Raw genomic sequence first — 15,635 nt, forward strand, 5'->3', positions numbered from 1 at the left:
GCTGCCGACGGTGCGTGGTGGTCCGCCCGGGCCGACCCGCTGCGGCCTATGAGCCGATGTAGCTCATGACGTGCTTGATCCGAGTGTAATCTTCGAAACCGTACATCGAGAGGTCTTTGCCATAGCCGGAGTGCCGGAATCCGCCATGGGGCATCTCGGCGACGATCGGGATGTGCGTGTTGATCCAGACACAGCCGAAATCGAGTCCCTTGGCGAAACGCATCGCCCGGCCGTGGTCGCGGGTCCAGACCGACGAGGCGAGGCCGTACTGCACGCCGTTGGCCCACCGCATCGCCTCGGCTTCGTCCGAGAACTTCTGGACGGTCTGAACGGGGCCGAAGATCTCCCGTTGCACGGCCTCGTCGTCCTGACGGAGCCCTGAGACGATCGTCGCCTCGTAGAAGTAGCCGTTCGATCCCTGACGGTGGCCGCCGAGCTCGACCGTCGCATGGTCGGGCAGACGATCGATGAAGCCGGACACCTGGGACAGCTGGTTGGCGTTGCTCACCGGCCCGAAGAGGATGCCCTCCTGGTTCGGTGCGCCCGTCGTGGCGTTCGTGCGGGCGTACGCGGCGAGCGCCGCGACGAACTCGTCGTGGATGCCTTCCTGGACCAGCAGCCGCGTGGCGGCCGTACAGTCCTGACCGGCGTTGAAGTAGCCTGCCGCGACGATGCCTTCGACCGCCTTCTCGATGTCGGCGTCGTCGAACACGATCACCGGCGCCTTTCCGCCGAGTTCCAGGTGCACGCGTTTGAGGTCGAACGAGGCGGCGCGCGCCACTTCCATGCCCGCACGCACCGAGCCGGTGATCGAGATCATCTGCGGGATCGGGTCCTGTGTCATCGCAGCACCGGTCGTGCGGTCGCCCGTGATCACGTTGACGACGCCCGCAGGCACGAACTCGGCGATGACCTCCGCGAGGAGGAGCGTGGACTGCGGGGTCGTGTCCGACGGCTTCAGCACCGTGGTGTTGCCTGCCGCGATCGCCGGCGCGAACTTCCAGACAGCCATGTTGAGGGGGTAGTTCCACGGCGTGACCTGCCCGACGACGCCGATCGGCTCGCGGCGGACGAACGATGTGTGGTCCTTCATGTACTCACCGGCGCTGCGGCCCTCGAGGTTGCGGGCCGCTCCCGCGAAGAACCGGATCTGGTCGACCGAGAGGAGGATCTCATCGTCGACGAGAGTCGTACGGGGCTTCCCTGTGTCCTGGGATTCGAGGTCGGCGAACTCTTCTGCGCGTGCCTCCATGGCATCCGCGATCCGGAAGAGTGCGAGCTGGCGTTCGCCCGGGGTGGTCTCGCCCCAGACCTCGAAGGCGTCGTTCGCGGCGGCATACGCTTCAGCGACGTCGGCTTCCGTCGAGACGGGCGACGTGCCGTACACCTCTTCGGTGGACGGGTCGACGAGGTCGATGCGCTCCGTCGCGCGGGATTCGGCGTAGTCGCCGTTGACAAAATTGCGGAGTTCCTGCGTACTCATGCCGCGAGTCTACTGATTTCGTCTGCGAAATGGGCCGATATATACGGAATCACTTGCCGAAGGCGAATCTCACTGACAGAATCGACCCATGAGCACCCTTCGGGCATCGACGCCAGGCAAGCCGATGCAGATCGATGATGTGTCAAAGGCGATCATCGAGCAGCTGCAGGCCGACGGCCGCCGCTCCTATGCAGAGATCGGCAAAGCGGTCGGACTCAGCGAGGCCGCCGTCCGCCAACGAGTCCAGAAGCTGACCGAATCCGGCGTGATGCAGATCGTCGCCGTCACCGACCCGATGCAGCTGGGCTTCTACCGGCAGGCGATGATCGGCGTCCGCGTGAGCGGCGACACGCGCGTCGTCGCCGACAAACTCGCGGCGATGCCGGCCGTCGACTACGTCGTACTCACAGCGGGGACGTTCGACATCCTCGCTGAGGTGGTGTGCGAGAACGATCTCGACCTCATCACCATGCTGAACTCGGAGATCCGCACCCTCGAGGGTGTGCTCTCGACCGAGACGTTCGTCTATCTGAAACTCCACAAACAGTTCTACAACTGGGGAACGCGGTAACACATGAGCACAACCACGGCAGCACCGACCACCTCGTCCGAAGCCGAGCTCCAGGCCAAGGCCAGGGATCACCTCTGGATGCACTTCGCACGCCAGTCCGTCATGGAAGACGGGCACGGAGTGCCGATCATCACGCGGGGTGAAGGCCACCACATCTGGGATTCCCAGGGGCGGAAGTACATCGACGGGCTCTCCGGCCTGTTCGTCGTCAACGCGGGTCACGGGCGGAAGCGCCTCGCTGAGGTCGCCGCGCGCCAGGCCGAGCAGCTTGCGTTCTTCCCGATCTGGTCGTACGCGCATCCGAACGCCATCGAGCTCGCCGACCGGCTCGCGAGCTACGCGCCAGGGGACCTCAACCGCGTCTTCTTCTCGACCGGCGGAGGTGAAGCGGTCGAGACCGCCTTCAAGCTCGCCAAGTACTACTGGAAGCTGCAGGGCCGCCCGACCAAGCACAAGGTGATCTCGCGCAACGTCGCGTACCACGGCACCCCGCAGGGTGCCCTGGCCATCACCGGGATCCCGGCGATGAAGGAGATGTTCGAGCCCCTGACCCCCGGCGGCTTCCGCGTTCCGAACACCAACTTCTACCGCGCGCCCGAGCACGGCGACGACCTCGAGGCGTTCGGTGTGTGGGCCGCGAACCGCATCGAGGAGATGATCGAGTTCGAGGGTCCCGAGACCGTGGCCGCGGTCTTCCTCGAGCCCGTGCAGAACTCCGGTGGATGCTTCCCGCCCCCTCCCGGCTACTTCAAGCGCGTGCGCGAGATCTGCGACAAGTACGACGTGCTCCTGGTCAGCGACGAGGTCATCTGCGCTTTCGGGCGCATTGGCCACATGTTCGCCTGCGACGAGTACGGCTACGTCCCCGACATGATCACCTGCGCGAAGGCCATGACGAGCGGATACTCCCCCATCGGCGCGACCATCGTCAGCGACCGCATCTACGAGCCCTTCAAGCACGGCAACACGTCGTTCTACCACGGCTACACGTTCGGCGGTCACCCGGTGTCTGCCGCGGTGGCGATGGAGAACCTCGACATCTTCGAGGAGGAGAAGCTCAACGAGCACGTCCGCGAGAATTCGCCGCTGTTCCGCGCCGAACTCGAGACGCTCCTCGACCTGCCGATCGTCGGCGATGTGCGCGGCGACGGTTACTTCTTCGGCATCGAACTGGTGAAGGACAAGGCGACCAAGGAGACCTTCGACGACGACGAGTCGGAGCGGCTGCTCCGTGGCTTCCTGTCGAAGGCGCTCTTCGACGCCGGCCTGTACTGCCGCGCCGACGACCGCGGCGACCCCGTCGTGCAGCTGGCCCCGCCGCTGACCATCGGACCCGCCGAGTTCAAGGAGATCGGCCAGATCCTCCGAGGCGTCCTCTCCGAGGCGTGGACCAGGCTCTAACCGACCACGAGCACAGGAGAAGTGGGCTCAAAGCGACGCTGTGGACCGCCTTCTCCTGTGCTCGACTTCTGTGAGGACGAGAGATGAGCGACGACTACCGGCGCGTCAGTTTCTGGATGGATGCGCTCGTCGCGTCGGGCGCGGATGATCTGGAGCCGCGCGCCTCTCTCTCCGAGGATGTGAGCGTCGACGTGTGCATCGTCGGGGGCGGCCTCACCGGCCTCTGGACCGCGTACTACCTCCAGGAGGCCGACCCGACCCTGTCGATCGCGATCCTGGACAAGGACATCGCCGGTTTCGGCGCGTCCGGACGCAACGGCGGCTGGAGTTCCGCGCTGTTCCCTCTGTCCGCATCCGCCCTCGAGTCGCGTTACGGCTTCGATGCCGCAGTGGCGCTCCGCCGGGCGATGGTCGATACCGTCGACGAAGTGGGTCGATCCGCGGAGGCCGAAGGAATCGACTGCGACTTCGTCCGCGGCGGTACGGTTGCCTTCGTGCGCTCCTCCGTCCAGCTCGCGAGCGCGCGGGCGGAACTCGAGGAGGCCACGCACTTCGGGGTCGACCAGGTGTCCCTGCTCGGCACCGACACCGTCCGGGAACGGTTCGGGGTGCCGAGCGCGATCGCCGCGACATTCGCAGCCGAGTGCGCACGCATCCAGCCTGCGAAGCTCGTGCGCGGCCTCGCGCGCGCCGTCGAGCGACGCGGGGCGACCATCTACGAGCGCACCGAGGTGCGATCCTGGGCGGACGGCCGAGTGGATGCGGTGGTCGGCGACACACCGCGAAGCGTCCGCGCTGCGACCGTCGTGAACGCGACGGAAGGATACGGTTCGGCGCTTCGTCAGGTCGGCCGCCGCATCCTGCCGCTGTACTCGCTGATGATCGCGACGGAGCCGCTCAGCGACGCCGTCTGGGACCGCATCGGTATCGAGCACGGCCAGACCTTCACCGACTTCCGCCACCTGCTGATCTACGGCCAGCGCACCGCCGACAACCGTTTCGCGTTCGGCGGGCGGGGCGCGCGGTATCACCTCGGAAGCGCCATCCGGCCCGCCTACGACCGCGTCGGCCGCGTCACACACCACCTGCGGCGGGCTCTCGTCGACCTCTTCCCGGCTGCGGCGGATGCGCGGATCACGCACGAATGGGGCGGCCCGCTGGGGGTCCCCAGGGACTGGCACGCCTCCGTCGGCTTCGATGCCGCACGCAAGGAGGCGTGGGCAGGCGGCTACGTCGGTGACGGGGTGAGCACCACCAACCTCGCCGGACGCACGCTGGCCGACCTCATCACTGGAGCGGACACCGAGCTGACCTCACTCGCCTGGGTGAACCACCGGTCACCGCGCTGGGAGCCGGAACCCCTGCGGTTCGCTGGCGCCAACGCTGGACTGGTGGGGATGCAGTTCGCCGACGCCGAGGAGCGCGTCACGGGTCGTCCGTCCGTCGCCGCCCGTCTCATGCGACCGCTGACCGGCCACTGACCGCACGCGAACGAAGGGCCACGCTTACGCTGTGACCCCTTGTTCGCGCGTGGAGGTCAGACGTCCTCCGAGATCGCCGCGGCGAACTGCGAGTTGTACAGGTTGTAATACGCGCCGCCGGCAGCGAGCAGCTGGGCGTGCGTGCCCTGCTCCACGATGCGGCCCGACTCCATCACGAGGATCAGGTCAGCGTCGCGGATCGTCGAGAGGCGGTGGGCGATCACGAAGCTCGTGCGGTCGGCGCGGAGCGCGCTCATCGCCTTCTGCACCAGCAGCTCCGTGCGCGTGTCGACCGAGCTCGTAGCCTCGTCGAGGATGAGCACGCTGGGTCGCGCGAGGAACGCCCGGGCGATCGTCAGCAGCTGCTTCTCGCCGGCGCTCACGTTGCCGCCCTCATCGTCGAGCACCGTGTCGTAGCCGTCGGGCAGCGAGTGCACGAAGCGGTCGACGTAGGTCGCGCGGGCCGCGTCGAGAATCTCCTCCTCCGTCGCGCCCGGCCGGCCGTACGCGATGTTCTCGCGGATCGTGCCGCCGAACAGCCACGTGTCCTGCAGCACCATCCCCATCCGGCTCCGCAGGTCGTCGCGCGTCATCGACGCGATGTCGACGCCGTCGAGCGTGATGCGCCCGGAGTCGATCTCGTAGAAACGCATCATCAGGTTGACCAGCGTCGTCTTGCCCGCGCCTGTCGGTCCCACGATCGCGACCGTCTGGCCCGGCTGAGCGACCAGCGAGAGGTCCTCGATCAGGGGCGTCTCGTCCACGTAGCGGAATGAGACGTCCTCGAACTCGAGGCGGCCCTTCGTTCCGATCGGGCTCTTCGGCGCGGCGGGGTCGACCGATTGCTCGTCGGCGTCGAGCAGCTCGAAGACCCGCTCGGACGATGCGACGCCCGACTGGAGCAGGTTCGCCATCGAGCCGAGCTGGGTGAGTGGCTGGGTGAACTGCCTCGAGTACTGGATGAAGGCCGTCACGTCACCGATCTGCAGTGCACCGGATGCGACCTGGAGGCCGCCCGCGACGGCGATGACCACATACATGAGGTTTCCGACGAACATCATGGCCGGCATGATGATCCCCGAGATGAACTGCGCGCCGAAGCTCGCCTTGTACATCTCTTCGTTCTTGAGCCGGAACTGCTCCTCGACCTCGCGGTGCCGACCGAACACCTTGACCAGGGCGTGACCGGTGTAGGCCTCCTCGATCTGGCCGTTGAGCTCGCCCGTGTGCTTCCACTGGGCCACGAACAGCTTCTGCGAACGCCGTGCGATCACCATCGTCACGATCAGCGTGAGGGGAATGGTGATGAGAGCGATCAACGCCAGCAACGGCGACACGATGAACATCATCACGACGACGCCGATCACGGTGAGCAGCGAGGTGAGCAGCTGGCTCAGCGTCTGCTGCAGGGTCTGCGAGATGTTGTCGATGTCGTTGGTGACCCGGCTGAGCAGCTCGCCGCGGTTCATGCCGTCGAAGTACCTCAGCGGAAGCCTATTGATCTTCTCCTCGACCTCTTCGCGCAGGCGGTACACGGTGCGCTGGGTGATCCCGTTGAGCACGTAGGCCTGCAGGTAGCTGAAGAGGGACGAGAAGATGTAGAGCAGCAGTACGACCATCAAGACCATGCTGAGGGCGCGGAAGTCGATCCCTTCGCCCGGGGTGAGGGTCATCCCACTCAGCAGGTCGGCCTGCTGGCCGTGCCCTGACGCCCGGAGTCCCGCGATGACCTGGTCCTGGGTCAGCCCCTTCGGCATCGTCTTGGAGATCGCCCCGGCCACGACGATGTTGATCGCGTTGCCGAGGATCTTCGGACCGAGCACGGCGAACGTCACGCTGAACACGCCGAGGATGGTCACGAAGACGACCCCCCAGCGCTCGGGCGCGAGCCGGCCGGCCAGTCGCTTGGCGCTGGGTCCGAAGTTCATGGCCTTCTCGACCGGACCCTGCATGCCGCCGAACGGTCCTCCACCGCCGGGTCCGCGCCGCGGCATCGGGCGGGGAGGCGTCTTCTCTTCTGTCGTGCTCATGCTGCTTCCTCCGCGGTGAGCTGGGACGAGACGATCTCCGCGTAGGTCTCGGAGGTCTCGAGGAGTTGTTCGTGGGTACCCTGGCCGACGATCCGGCCGTCTTCGAGCACGAGGATCTGGTCGGCGTCCATGATGGTCGTGACCCGCTGCGCCACGATGATGAACGTCGCGCCGGTGACATCACGCTTCAGCGCCGTGCGAAGACGGGCGTCGGTGCTCACATCGAGCGCGGAGAACGAGTCGTCGAAGACGTAGATCTCCGGGCGTTTGACCAGGGCCCGGGCGATGGCGAGCCTCTGGCGCTGGCCACCCGATACGTTGGTGCCGCCCTGGGAGATCGGGGCGTTCAGGCCCTCAGGCATCGCCTCGACGAAGTCGCGTGCCTGGGCGGTCGAAAGCGCCGCCCAGAGCTCGTCCTCCGTCGCGTCGGGCTTGCCGTAGCGGAGGTTGCTCTCCACGGTGCCCGAGAAGAGATAGGGCTTCTGCGGCACGAGCCCGATGCGCGACCACAGGAGGTCGGGCTCGAGTTCCGCGACGTCGACGCCGTCGACCAGGACGAGCCCGCTGGTCGCATCGAACAATCGCGGGATCAGGTTGACCAGCGACGTCTTGCCCGCGCCCGTGCTGCCGATGATCGCCGTCGTGCGGCCCGAGCGGGCGAGGAAGCTCACGTCGCTGAGGACCGGCTGCTCCGCACCGGGGTACGCGAAGCTCGCATCCACCAGTTCGACGGTTCCATGCGTTTCGAGAACGCTCACCGGGCTCGCGGCCGACGTGACCGTCGATTCCGTGTTGAGCACTTCCGAGATGCGGTCGGCGCAGACGGCTGCACGCGGAATGAGAACGGCCATGAACGTCGCCATCATCACCGCCATGAGGATCTGCATGAGGTACTGCAGGAACGCGGTCAGCGTGCCGATCTGAAGCGAGCCGTCCTGGATCTGGAATGCTCCGAACCAGATCACGGCGACGCTCGAGACGTTCAGCACGAGCATCACGATCGGGAACATCAGCGCGAACAGGCGGCCGGCGCGCAGTGCAGTGTCGGTGACTTCTTCGTTGGCCTTCTTGAACCGCCGGACCTCGACGTCTTCGCGTACGAACGCACGCACGACCCGGATACCGGTGAGCTGCTCGCGCAGCACCTTGTTGACCTTGTCGATGCGGGCCTGCATGAGCCGGAAGAGGGGCACCATGCGCACGATGATGAGGCCGACCGCGATCAGCAGGATCGGCACGCTGACGACGATCAGCCAGGCGAGCTGGATGGACTGCTGCAGGGCCAGGATGATGCCGCCGATCGCCAGGATCGGTGCCGAGATCAACAAGGTGCAGGTCATGAGCACGAGCATCTGGACCTGCTGCACGTCGTTCGTGTTGCGAGTGATCAGCGAAGGCGCCCCGAATGCGGAGACTTCCCGCTCCGAGAACTCGCCCACCCTCACGAAGATCGCGCCGCGCAGGTCACGCCCGACGCGCATCGCGACCTTCGCACCGAAGTAGACGGCGGTGATCGCGCAGGCGACCTGCAAGACCGTGACGCCGAGCATCCCGGCGCCCACCCAGAGGATGTAGTTCGTATCGCCCTTGACCACACCGTTGTCGATGATGTCGGCATTGAGGGTCGGCAGCCACAGCGACAGCAGCGACTGTCCGAGCTGGAAGAAGACGACGCCGACGAGGAGTCGCCAGTGCGGGCGCAGGAAGCGACCGAGGAGTTTCAGGAGCATTGTGGGTCCTAGTTCGTGACGGATGCGGCGGTTGATTCGGTACTGATGAATAGTGCTGGGGTGGTGCGGGAGAGCGTCTCGCCGATGTCGGCCGGATGCCCGGCGACCCCGTAGAGCACGAAGCGGGCGAGTTCGTCCACGCTGAATTCCATGCCCTCGTTCAGTGCGGGGAACGACGAGGCGACGCTGACCATCCGAACGATGTGCGCGACACGGTCGGCTGGCCAGTTGAGGGAAGCCGCCTCGGGTGCGAGCACCTCGGCGATGATGGCCGGGAATTCGTGACGCGCGTTCGGCACGGGCGGGCGCTCTCCGCCGATGGCCGCGATCATGCGGAACATGCTCGAGAACCGTTCGCGCATCAGATAGATCATCGCGCGGACCTTGTTCTCGAGCGGGAGCGCGGGGTCGATCGACCGGAGTGCCTGCCGGAGCGGCTCGGGGTCGAGATATTTCTCGATGGCAGCCGTGACAAGCGTGTCCTTGTCGCCGAATGCGCGGAAGATCGTGCCTTCGGCGATGCCTGCGGCTTCGGCGATCTGCTTCGACGTGACGGCACGGCCGTGCTCGATGAGCAGCGGGATGACCGCGTCGATGATCATCGACTGCCGCTCCTCGACCGACAACGGCTGCGCTCGCCGATTCTGGACCATGAGGTCGAGACTAGTTGAGTGAGTGCTCACTCACAATGCACGCCGCGTTCGCCGATGGCGAAAATCCCGGCGCGTCCGCCCGGCTCAGGAGAACAGGTCCGAAATGGTCGCGACCTCGTCATCGCTGGGCGTCCACGAAGTGGCCGCCTCCGCATTCTGCACGATCTGCTCGGGCTTCGTGGCCCCCGCGATCACGCTCGTGAGTCCGGGTTGGGCGAGCAGCCACGCGAAGGTCGCCTCGAGCATGGTCACACCGCGCACGTCGCAGAACTCCTGGTACTGCTCGATGACATCCCACGGTGCGTTGTCGGCGAGGTGCTTGCGGATCATCATGATGCGGCTGTCAGCCGGGCCGCCCTGCCGCGAGAATTTGCCCGTGAACAGGCCGTTGTAGAGCGGGAAGAAGGGAAGGAAGCCCAGTCCGAACTTGTTGACCGCCGGCAGCACCTCTTTCTCGGCACCGCGTACCAGCAGGCTGTACTCGTTCTGCGCCGAGATGAACTTCGGGTGGCCGGCGAGCTGCGCGGTGAACTCGGCCTCGGCGATCTGCCAGCCTGCGAGGTTGGAGTGTCCGATGTAACGGACCTTGCCTTCGGAGATGAGGTCGTCGAGAGCGGCCAGGGTCTCTTCGATCGGAGTGACAGCATCCGGCGCGTGCAGCTGGTACAGATCGATCCAGTCGGTCTGCAGGCGGCGCAGTGACGCCTCGACGGCGAGTCGAATGTAGCGTCGCGATCCGCGAGCGCCCCAGTCGGGCCCGTTCGCACCGCTCATGTCCATGCCGAACTTGGTCGCGAGCACGATCCGGTCGCGCTTTCCGGCGAGGGACTTGCCCATCAGGGTCTCCGACAGCCCACGTTCCGCCCCGTAGATGTCAGCCGTGTCGAAGAGGGTCACGCCGGCATCGATTGCCGCGCCGATCACGGCGTCGGTCCCCGCCTGGCTCTCGGATGCGGTCCCCTGCCTTCCGAAGTTGTTGCAGCCGAGGCCGATCGTGGAGACCACGAGGCCGGAGTTTCCGAGGGGGCGATATTCGATCTGAGCCATGTTTCAAGGCTAGCCGCCCCGGCACGTCCGCCCGACCGCGGGCGGCCCCGACGACGGAGGGAAGTCAGCCGACCGGGAGGTTCCCGAGACCGTCAGGGACCGGGATGGAGGCGAGCAGGCGTGCCGTGTAGTCGTTCGTCGGCGAGTTCCAGACCTGGTCGATCGGTCCGGTCTCGACGACGCGACCCGCCTGCATGACGGCGACGCGGTCGGCGATGACGCGGACGACCGACAGGTCATGGCTGATGAACAGGAGCGAGGCGCCGTTCTTCAGAGCGACGTCGCGCATGAGCTGGGCGACCTTGGCTTGAAGCGACGCGTCGAGCGAGGCGATCGGCTCATCGCCGATGAGCACATCCGGCCGCGCCGCGATCGCACGGGCGATCGCGATGCGCTGACGCTGGCCGCCGGAGAATTCGTGGGGGTAGCGGTCGGCCGCGTCCGCGTCGAGGCCGACGTCTGCGAGCAGTTGGGGCACGGTCGAGCGGTCGGGACCGGCGACGGCGAACGCATCCGCGATCTGGGCGCCGACCTTGCGGCGCGGATTGAGGGACGCATACGGGTTCTGGAACACCATCTGGATGCGACGCAGCCGCACCGGACGCGGCCGCAGCCTCAGACGCGGTATCGGTTCGCCGTCGAACGTGATCGTTCCGCCCGACAACGGCTCCAGCCCGCAGATCGCGCGCGCGAGCGTGGACTTTCCGCATCCGGACTCGCCCACCAGTCCGACGACCTCCCCTGTTCCGAGCGAGAGCGAGACATCGTCGACCGCAGTGAGCTTGCTCTGTCCGGGGCGGCGGTACTGCACGCTGACCCCGTCGACCACCAGTTCGCCGGTCATCCGTTCTCCTCCCGGTCGTCTTCGATGCCGGTCTCGACTGCCACCTCGTGGACAACCTGCGGTGGCGGAGGTACCGCGGGCAGCGACTCGATGAGCGACCGCGTGTATTCGGACTGCGGTTCTCGGATGACCTGGTACCGCGTGCCGTGTTCGACGATCGAGCCGTTGTGCATCACGGCGACAGTGTCGGCGACCGCCGACATGACCCCGAGGTCGTGCGTGACGAGCAGGATGGCCAACCCCATGGTGTCGCACAGTTCGCGCAGCAGCCTGAGGATGCCGGCCTGCACGGTCACGTCGAGCGCGGTCGTCGGCTCGTCGGCGATCAGGACCGACGGTTCGCAGGCGATGGCGATGGCGATGGCGATCCGCTGCAGCTGCCCGCCCGAGAACTGGTGCGGGTATTTGGCGAGTGCTGCCTCGGGCTCGGGCACGCGAACGCGCTCGAGAAGTTCGACAGCGAGTTCGCGTGCCTGGCGGCGCCCGAGACCCAGGTGAAGGCGCATGTGGTCGGTGAGCTGCCCACCGATCGAGATCATCGGGTGCAGGGACGCTGTCGGGTCCTGGAAGATCATGGCCAGTTCACGACCGCGGAGGCGGTTGAGCCGTGCCGGGGACAACGCGAGAAGGTTGTCGACCGCGGTGCGCGCACCATCCAGCCTGATGGTGCCCGTCACTCGCGAGCCGGCCGGCTGCAATCCGCAGACGGTGAGCCCTGTCACGGTCTTGCCCGAGCCTGATTCGCCGGCGAGTCCGGTGATCTGGCCCGACGGCACCTCCAGGTCGATACCGCGCAGGATCTGCTTCGGCGATTTCGGATCGCCCAGTTCCAGCTTCAGGTCAGAGATGGTGAGTCCGGTCACACCGACACCCCCTGGACCTTGCCGGCCGACCGCGGGTCGAGGGCGTCGCGCATGGCGTCCCCGAGGAAGTTGAAGGCCATCACCACAGTGAAGATCGCGAGTCCCGGGAAGGCGGACAACCACCAGGCACTGAAGTTCTGTACGCCGTCGGCGACCATCGATCCCCATTCCGGCGTCGGCGGGGTCGCCCCCAGGCCGAGGAATGAGAGGCCGGACAGGAGCAGGATGGCGTTGCCGAAGTCGAGGGTGGCGAGTACCAGCACCGGAGCGGCGACGTTCGGCAGCACATCGCGGCCGAGGGACCGGTATGCGCTCGCGCCGAGAAGCCGGCCGGCGATGACGTATTCTCGCGCCCTCTCGCCGAGCACCATCGACCTCATGACGCGGGCATAGCTCGGCCACGACACGACGAGCAGTGCGATCACGGCATTGGTGAGGCTGGGGCCGAGGGACGCCGCGACGATCATGGCGAGGATGATCGTCGGGAAGGCGAATACCAGGTCGGAGATTCGCATGATCACTTCGTCGACTCCGCGGCCGAAGTAGCCCGCGAAGGCACCCAGAACCGAGCCGATGATCATGGACGACACCACGAGGATGAGTGCGAGCGGAAGGGAGACGCGCGCCCCGTAGAGGGTGCGCGAGAGCACATCGCGCCCGACCGCGTCGGTGCCGAACCAGTGTTCCGGGCTCGGCGGGGAGAGCCGTGCGAAGCTCTGGGCGAGCGGATCGTATGGGGCGATCAGCGGGCAGAAGATGGCGATGATCAGCCAGATGGCGATCACGACCACGCCGATGACGGCCATCGGCCTCCGCCAGACGGCCGGCAGGATGGGGCGCTTTCGTTTGACGGCGATGTCAAGGGTCGCGGTCACTGGACCCTCACTCTCGGGTCGACCACACCGTAGATCACGTCGATCACGAAGTTGGTGATGATGTAGACCATGCCGACGATGAGGCCGACGCCCATGACCGCGGGCAGGTCGAGAGTGGTAGCGGCCTTGTAGGCGTACTGCCCGATCCCGCCCCATGAGAAGACCTGCTCGGTGAGTACGGTGCCCGACAGGAGTGAACCGAAGGCGAGACCGACGATGGTCAGGATCGGCAGGAGCGCGCCGCGCAGCGTGTAGCCGAAGACGACCCGCCGGGAGCTCAGGCCCTTGGCGCGCGCGGCCGTCACGTAGTCCTGGCCCAGGACGTCGAGCACGGCCGACCGCGCGAACCGGATGAGCAGTCCGACGGTGTAGAGCGTCAGCACCAGCCCCGGAAGTGCGAGGTGCGAGAGCGCATCGACGAACGTGTCCCACTGACCGGCGAGCAGGGCGTCGACGGTGTACATGCCGGTGACGGTCGGCGGGGCCTGTGCAGCGGGATCGAGCCGGCCGCTGCCGGGCGCCCAGTGCAGCTGGTAGAAGAAGATGTAGAAGACAGCGAGCGCCAGCCAGAACGTCGGAATCGAGATGCCGCCGAGACTGAAGATCCGGATGAGCTGGTCGGTGAAGCGATTATGTCGGAGCGCCGCGTAGAGGCCGAGTCCGATCCCGATGAAGATCGAGAAGACGATCACGAAGATCGCGAGCTCGGCCGTGGCGGGGAATGCGACCGCGAGATCCTGCGACACCGGGTTATGCGTCTGGGTCGAGACGCCGAGGTTGCCCTGGAGCAGGTGGCCGAGATACACGAAGTACTGCACGACCACCGGCTTGTCGAGCCCCTGCGCCTTGCGGAACTCTGCGACCACGGCCGGATCACTCGCCGCCCGCTCCCCCAATGCGGCCTGCGCCGGGTCGGCGGGCACCAGGTTGGTGAGGGTGAAGGTGACGAGAGTGACCCCGAAGATCAGCAGGACGCTGACACCCAGGCGGAGTGCGATGTAGCGGACGAGAGGGGGGAGGCGCCTACGCTCGTCTGAGACGAGTCTGGCGGGCGCGGGCGCCTCCAGGGTCGAGCTACTTGATTTCTGCGAGATCAACGGTCCACACGGGATTGAGTTCGAGCTGCTTGATCGACGTCGCGGTGACGACGTACTGACCAGGCTGGACGACGGGCAGGAACGCCCCCGTCGCGTTGGCCTGGGTCTGCCAAGCCTGGTACGCCTTCGCGCGGTCCGCCGAACCGACGGCCGATGCGGCAGCATCCGCGAGCGTGGTCACCGCCGGGTCCGCACCCTTCGCCCAGCCGGCACGGAGACCGAGCGACTCACCCGGGTTGAACACGAGGTAGTCGGACGGGTCCGGGAAGTCCGGCCCCCAGTACATGATTCCCGACTGGAGCTTACCGGCGCGGTAGGCGTCGAGGAAGGTCGAGATCGGCGACGGCGCAAGCGTGATCGTGATGCCGATGTCTTTCAGCTGCGCCTGGATCGCCTCGGCGAGGGTCTGCATCTGGAGGCCGTTGACCGTGATGTCGTTCGGGTAGGAGAACGTCACGGCCTGACCCGCGTATCCGGACGCTGCCAGCGCGGTCTTGGCCGCCGCCGCATCGAACGTGTTCGACGGGTCGGAACTCAGCGCGCCGAGGAACATGGACGGGACCATGCCGCCTGGCTGCGTCGAACCCGTTCCGGCGATGGAGAGGATCTTCGAGTAGTCGATGCCGTGCCTGACCGCCGTGAGGAACTCCGCCTTGTTGGTCACTCCGGCGCCGACCGTCGGGTTCTGGTTGTACCAGGTGTAGATCACGTAGGGCGAGACGCCCTTGATCACCTTGGTCGAGCCTCCATCGAGGCCCTGGACCTGGTCGGAGTTGAGGTCGAGTGCCACCTGGCTCGAGCCTGCCTGGACGTTGATCTTCTGGGTCGGACCCGCGACATTCTCGAGGACGACGCGGCCGTACGCGGGTGCATCGCCGACGTAGTGCGGGTTCAGCTTGAACACGACCTTGGTGTTGACGTTGTACGACTCGAGTTCGTACGGTCCGGAGCCGGCCGAGGTCTTGTTGAGGAACGCCTCCGCCTTGTCGGTGTCGTCTTCGGCTCCGCCGTTCTTCTTGACGAGCGTGGAGTTCAGGATTCCGAGCGACGGGTTGGGCAGGATGAACGGCAGGGCCGGGTTCGGGGTCTCGGTCGTCAGGGTGACAGTGTTGTCGTCGACCTTGTTGACGGTGACGCCGTCGAGCAGGAATGAGGGGTTTCCCTTCAGTCCCTGGACGCGCTTGAGCGAGAACACGACGTCGTCGGCGGTCACGGTCGTTCCGTCGGAGAACTTGTGCTTTCCGTCGAGCGTCAACGTGAGTGTCTTGTTATCGGACGACTCCTTGTAGGTGGCGAGCTGCGGCACGGGCTTGGTCACGTCGGAGCCCTTGAAGGTGAGCAGTGTCTCGTACAGCGCACGGTCGACGATGCTGCCCGTGAGCTCGAACGCCCGGCCCGGATCCGACGTCTTGAGGTCGAACGACTGATCGACCACGAGGGTCTTGGTGCTGGACGTCGTCTTACCGCCACTCGGTGAACAGCCTGTGATGACGAGTGCGGTGGCAATGCCGACCGCAATGACGCCCGCAATGGTGCGGCCCGTGTGAGACCTGGTCATGA

Annotated in this window: 13 protein-coding genes; 3 read left to right on the forward strand and 10 right to left on the reverse strand. The window is 66.3% G+C overall.

The annotated features are described in order from the left end of the window. Window positions 1-46: 46 nt before the first annotated feature. Window positions 47-1,483, reverse strand: a complete 1,437-nt coding sequence (locus AAYO93_RS12605; RefSeq protein WP_345761528.1) for a gamma-aminobutyraldehyde dehydrogenase — start codon at window positions 1,481-1,483, stop codon at window positions 47-49. 88 nt (window positions 1,484-1,571) lie between these two features. Here AAYO93_RS12605 and AAYO93_RS12610 point away from each other — a divergent pair, with 88 nt between their 5' ends. The 3 genes from AAYO93_RS12610 to AAYO93_RS12620 all read left to right on the forward strand — a co-directional run bounded on the left by AAYO93_RS12610 (window position 1,572) and on the right by AAYO93_RS12620 (window position 4,936). Next, window positions 1,572-2,054 (forward strand): Lrp/AsnC family transcriptional regulator, encoded by a 483-nt coding sequence (locus AAYO93_RS12610; RefSeq protein ID WP_345761529.1) that lies wholly within the window; start codon window positions 1,572-1,574, stop codon window positions 2,052-2,054. A gap of 3 nt (window positions 2,055-2,057) precedes the next feature. Next, window positions 2,058-3,455, forward strand: a complete 1,398-nt coding sequence (locus AAYO93_RS12615) for an aspartate aminotransferase family protein (RefSeq protein ID WP_345761530.1) — start codon at window positions 2,058-2,060, stop codon at window positions 3,453-3,455. Between the two features lie 83 nt (window positions 3,456-3,538). Then, entirely contained in the window at window positions 3,539-4,936 is a 1,398-nt protein-coding gene (locus AAYO93_RS12620; RefSeq protein WP_345761531.1) for an NAD(P)/FAD-dependent oxidoreductase, read from the forward strand. Window positions 4,937-4,992: 56 nt separating this feature from the next. On the opposite strand, the gene AAYO93_RS12625 is transcribed toward AAYO93_RS12620, so the two are convergent. From AAYO93_RS12625 to AAYO93_RS12665, 9 genes are all read right to left on the reverse strand, one after another. Then, window positions 4,993-6,966 carry an ABC transporter ATP-binding protein gene (locus tag AAYO93_RS12625; protein WP_345761532.1) on the reverse strand — a complete coding sequence of 658 codons (1,974 nt, stop codon included), beginning with the start codon at window positions 6,964-6,966 and terminating at the stop codon, window positions 4,993-4,995. Continuing rightward, a complete protein-coding gene (locus AAYO93_RS12630; RefSeq protein ID WP_345761533.1) occupies window positions 6,963-8,696 on the reverse strand; it encodes an ABC transporter ATP-binding protein in 1,734 nt (577 codons plus the stop codon). The genes AAYO93_RS12625 and AAYO93_RS12630 overlap by 4 nt, the downstream gene beginning before the upstream one ends. 8 nt (window positions 8,697-8,704) lie before the next feature. Continuing rightward, window positions 8,705-9,349 (reverse strand): TetR/AcrR family transcriptional regulator, encoded by a 645-nt coding sequence (locus tag AAYO93_RS12635; protein WP_345761534.1) that lies wholly within the window; start codon window positions 9,347-9,349, stop codon window positions 8,705-8,707. A gap of 84 nt (window positions 9,350-9,433) precedes the next feature. Then, window positions 9,434-10,396 (reverse strand): aldo/keto reductase, encoded by a 963-nt coding sequence (locus AAYO93_RS12640; protein ID WP_345761535.1) that lies wholly within the window; start codon window positions 10,394-10,396, stop codon window positions 9,434-9,436. A gap of 64 nt (window positions 10,397-10,460) precedes the next feature. Further along, the gene (locus AAYO93_RS12645; RefSeq protein WP_345761536.1) at window positions 10,461-11,240 is read right to left on the reverse strand and encodes an ABC transporter ATP-binding protein; all 780 of its coding nucleotides are present in this window, start codon (window positions 11,238-11,240) and stop codon (window positions 10,461-10,463) included. After that, window positions 11,237-12,103, reverse strand: coding sequence for an ABC transporter ATP-binding protein (locus AAYO93_RS12650; RefSeq protein ID WP_345761537.1), 867 nt, complete (start codon window positions 12,101-12,103; stop codon window positions 11,237-11,239). The genes AAYO93_RS12645 and AAYO93_RS12650 overlap by 4 nt, the downstream gene beginning before the upstream one ends. Further along, window positions 12,100-12,978 (reverse strand): ABC transporter permease, encoded by an 879-nt coding sequence (locus AAYO93_RS12655; protein ID WP_345761538.1) that lies wholly within the window; start codon window positions 12,976-12,978, stop codon window positions 12,100-12,102. Before AAYO93_RS12655 ends, AAYO93_RS12650 begins: the two co-directional genes overlap by 4 nt. Further along, complete coding sequence (locus AAYO93_RS12660; RefSeq protein WP_345761539.1) at window positions 12,975-14,075, reverse strand: ABC transporter permease; 1,101 nt, start codon at window positions 14,073-14,075, stop codon at window positions 12,975-12,977. The genes AAYO93_RS12655 and AAYO93_RS12660 overlap by 4 nt, the downstream gene beginning before the upstream one ends. After that, window positions 14,053-15,633, reverse strand: a complete 1,581-nt coding sequence (locus AAYO93_RS12665; protein WP_345761540.1) for an ABC transporter substrate-binding protein — start codon at window positions 15,631-15,633, stop codon at window positions 14,053-14,055. The genes AAYO93_RS12660 and AAYO93_RS12665 overlap by 23 nt, the downstream gene beginning before the upstream one ends. Between the last annotated feature and the right edge of the window lie 2 nt (window positions 15,634-15,635).

The sequence above is a fragment of the Diaminobutyricibacter sp. McL0608 genome (assembly GCF_039613825.1).
GTDB lineage: Bacteria > Actinomycetota > Actinomycetes > Actinomycetales > Microbacteriaceae > Diaminobutyricibacter.

Excerpts from the sequence above, each read along its gene's own strand:
- AAYO93_RS12605 (WP_345761528.1), bottom strand. The coding sequence starts at position 1,483 with ATGAGTACGCAGGAACTCCGCAATTTTGTCAACGGCGACTACGCCGAA.
- AAYO93_RS12610 (WP_345761529.1), top strand. The coding sequence starts at position 1,572 with ATGAGCACCCTTCGGGCATCGACGCCAGGCAAGCCGATGCAGATCGAT.
- AAYO93_RS12615 (WP_345761530.1), top strand. The coding sequence starts at position 2,058 with ATGAGCACAACCACGGCAGCACCGACCACCTCGTCCGAAGCCGAGCTC.
- AAYO93_RS12620 (WP_345761531.1), top strand. The coding sequence starts at position 3,539 with ATGAGCGACGACTACCGGCGCGTCAGTTTCTGGATGGATGCGCTCGTC.
- AAYO93_RS12625 (WP_345761532.1), bottom strand. The coding sequence starts at position 6,966 with ATGAGCACGACAGAAGAGAAGACGCCTCCCCGCCCGATGCCGCGGCGC.
- AAYO93_RS12630 (WP_345761533.1), bottom strand. The coding sequence starts at position 8,696 with ATGCTCCTGAAACTCCTCGGTCGCTTCCTGCGCCCGCACTGGCGACTC.
- AAYO93_RS12635 (WP_345761534.1), bottom strand. The coding sequence starts at position 9,349 with ATGGTCCAGAATCGGCGAGCGCAGCCGTTGTCGGTCGAGGAGCGGCAG.
- AAYO93_RS12640 (WP_345761535.1), bottom strand. The coding sequence starts at position 10,396 with ATGGCTCAGATCGAATATCGCCCCCTCGGAAACTCCGGCCTCGTGGTC.
- AAYO93_RS12645 (WP_345761536.1), bottom strand. The coding sequence starts at position 11,240 with ATGACCGGCGAACTGGTGGTCGACGGGGTCAGCGTGCAGTACCGCCGC.
- AAYO93_RS12665 (WP_345761540.1), bottom strand. The coding sequence starts at position 15,633 with ATGACCAGGTCTCACACGGGCCGCACCATTGCGGGCGTCATTGCGGTC.